Annotated in this window: 2 protein-coding genes and 1 pseudogene; all 3 read left to right on the plus strand. The window is 52.6% G+C overall.

Features of this window, described 5'->3' with window-relative positions; all coding sequences use genetic code 11:
• A pseudogene (locus tag ABYW01_RS18245) lies at window positions 1-595 on the plus strand (hypothetical protein); the annotation flags it as partial.
• A 29-nt stretch (window positions 596-624) separates the two neighbouring features.
• Window positions 625-2,460 (plus strand): sensor histidine kinase, encoded by a 1,836-nt coding sequence (locus ABYW01_RS18250; protein ID WP_372835596.1) that lies wholly within the window; start codon window positions 625-627, stop codon window positions 2,458-2,460.
• On the plus strand, window positions 2,457-2,892 hold a 436-nt coding region (locus ABYW01_RS18255; RefSeq protein WP_372835599.1), incomplete at its 3' end, for a response regulator transcription factor. The genes ABYW01_RS18250 and ABYW01_RS18255, both read left to right, overlap by 4 nt.

Here is a 2,892-nt window from a genome sequence, read left to right on the forward strand (position 1 = left end):
CGTTGTCGCGCAAGGCGTGAATATCAATATTCACTGCAAAAACGGCATCAAGCCCCTGCGTATTCTGGGTCGAGAGGCAGAGATACGGGGTAATCGCATCACAACGCGCATGAATCAGCTCTATAGTGAACAGGAAAAATTTATTATTTTGGAAGTTGAGGTCCCTGCCCATAGCGTGGCCAACAATCTGGAAGTCGCCGAGATCGATGTAAGCTATACCAACCTGTACAGCCAACAAGCTCAATCCCTGCGAAATCGGGTTCTTGCAAGTTTCAGCCGATCTGACAAGCAGATTAAGGAAGCGGTAGATGTTAAAACCTACGAAGCGGCTGCAGAACAGGTCGCAAATGAGGAAAGCCGCAAAGCGATCCAACTACGTGACCAGGGGGATATCGAAGGTGCACGATCTGTCCTTGAGAGCAACGCGACCTATCTTGATACGCTAGGCCAGAGTCTGTCATCACCTAAACTGCTTGAACAGAAAGCCGAAGCACTACAGGATGCTGAAGAGTTAGAAAACGATCAGGACTGGAACAAAAAACGTAAAGAGCTGAAAGAACGTCAGTACAAACGCGCCACACAACAGAGCTACTGATCTAACCACCATCAGGGACAGAGATTATTTTGAACACCAAAACACCGATCCTGCTAGCTTGCCTGATTATCGTGCCTGTTGTGCTGCTGGCATGGTTCGGTGTTCGCCTGCAACACAACCAGCAACAGCTGGTAACACTGCAACTTGGTTCACTGATTGAAGCCCAGCTCTCCGATGTTGACCAACAACTAATCGATCACTTCTCTCGCCTGCAAACAGCACTGGATGCAGAACTCGACACACTTATTCAAGACAACAACGGTGCTTACAGCACACCCACGCTTAATACACTTATTGCACGTAGCCCGCAGATCTCGCATATTTTTGTGCTGAACCCCTCCGGTGAACGCGAATACCCATCACCCTCCGGTGACCTCACGCAGAGCGAACAGCGTTTCCTGCGTAAAACGGAAAACCTGCTCAACAACCCCGCCCTTTTTGTAGATACACCTGAGGATATTCGTGTTGAACCGGTGATCAGCGCCACTCAAAACGCACCCGCACAGTATTTACGAAGTGAACCGATTCCCGCCCAGAAACGGCAACAACCACTTGAAATTACAGCACGCTCCAGCAGCTCCGTCGTTTATGATGGACGTGTCGCCAGCGATGAAGTCGCATCGGATCTGTTTATTGCTGAATCCGAATCATCGACACAGAACAGCCCCCCTGCCATGGCACCGGAAGACCCGATAACCGCATCGGGCTGGATAGCATGGTATGCCGATACCGAGCTACAACACATCTATTGGCGTCGAAGCGCACAAGACGTGGTTATTGGCTTCGCTCTCAACAGCGCACGCCTCACATCCGATTTGATCGCGGCACTGCCCGCGAGCCAGCAGGCTGAGTTGGGTAACGATCCATTACGCAACGCAGAGATTCGCTTGATCAACAGCCGTGGCGAACAGATATACGCGTGGGGGCAGCTAGATGACGTCATCCGTGATGCCATAGCTAAACCCCAGAAAGTATTGCCTCTGAGTCATCCACTCGGAAGCTGGCGTCTGGAATATGTAGCGCCAAAACTTTCAGCCACCGACGGCAGCTGGATTGGTATCGGATTACTAACACTAACAACACTGCTCGGCCTCTCCCTTATTGCCTGGCTGGTATACCGAGAACATCAGCGTGATATGCGCATGGCGCAGCAGCGGGTGAATTTCGTTAATCAGGTCTCCCACGAACTTAAAACACCACTAACGAACGTGCGCATGTATGCCGAGATGCTGGAACATAACCTGCCGGACGAGCCCGAATCGGACCGGGCGCAACGTTACGTCAGCGTTATCAGCAATGAAAGCCTCCGTCTGTCCCGCCTGATTGATAACGTGCTGAGCTTTTCTCGCGTTGGGCGCGGCACTTATAAAATCAATCCAACACCCGGTTTAATTTCAGAGTGCATCAATACTGTCATTGAGAATTTTATACCGGTCCTCTCACAGCGCGGCTTGTCTGTTCGCTACGACATACAAGACGATCCGCGAGTGGACTTTGACTGTGGCGCGTTGGAACAAATTCTTAACAACTTGCTGAGCAATTGCGAGAAATACGCCGCCAATAGCGGCGAGATCGCCATCACCAGTTGGGTGGATGGGCATGTCAGCTGCATCCGGTTAAGTGACAATGGTCCCGGCATCAGCAAGGCGGACCACACTCAGGTATTTTCGCCCTTCTATCGCTGCAGTAATCAGCTGACTGATGGTGTAACCGGTACGGGGATTGGGTTGGGTTTAGCCCGCGAACTTGCGCGCAGTCACGGAGGCGACCTGATACTCGAAACCAGCACCACAGGCGCGAGTTTCCTGATCTCACTGAACATCGACTCGTCTGCCTCAAAGCACCCATCTGGAGACACGCAATGAATGTCCTGATCGCCGAAGACGATATGAATATTCGCCTGGGCCTGAAAGACCTGCTGGAAGCCGAAGGCTATCACTGTACCGAAGCGGAAGACGGCGAAGCTGCATTGGCGCAATATCACGCTATTAAACCTGACCTGATCTTGCTGGATATCATGATGCCCAAGATGGACGGCATCGAGGTCTGCCAGCATCTCAAGGGGGATACCTCCCTCTCCTTCATGCCGATCATCATGGTCACTGCCAAAGCGGATACCAAGGACGTGGTCGCCGGCCTGGACGCGGGCGCCGACGAATACCTGACCAAGCCCGTGGACCAGACGGCGCTGGTGGCCAGAGTCAAGTCCATGCTGCGCATCAAGGCGCTGCACGATACGGTGCAGGAGCAGGCGAAACAGCTCGCTGAGTGGAGTCGGACTCTCGAGCAACGCGTGC

Source organism: Pontibacterium sp., assembly GCF_041587635.1.
GTDB lineage: Bacteria > Pseudomonadota > Gammaproteobacteria > Pseudomonadales > Balneatricaceae > Pontibacterium.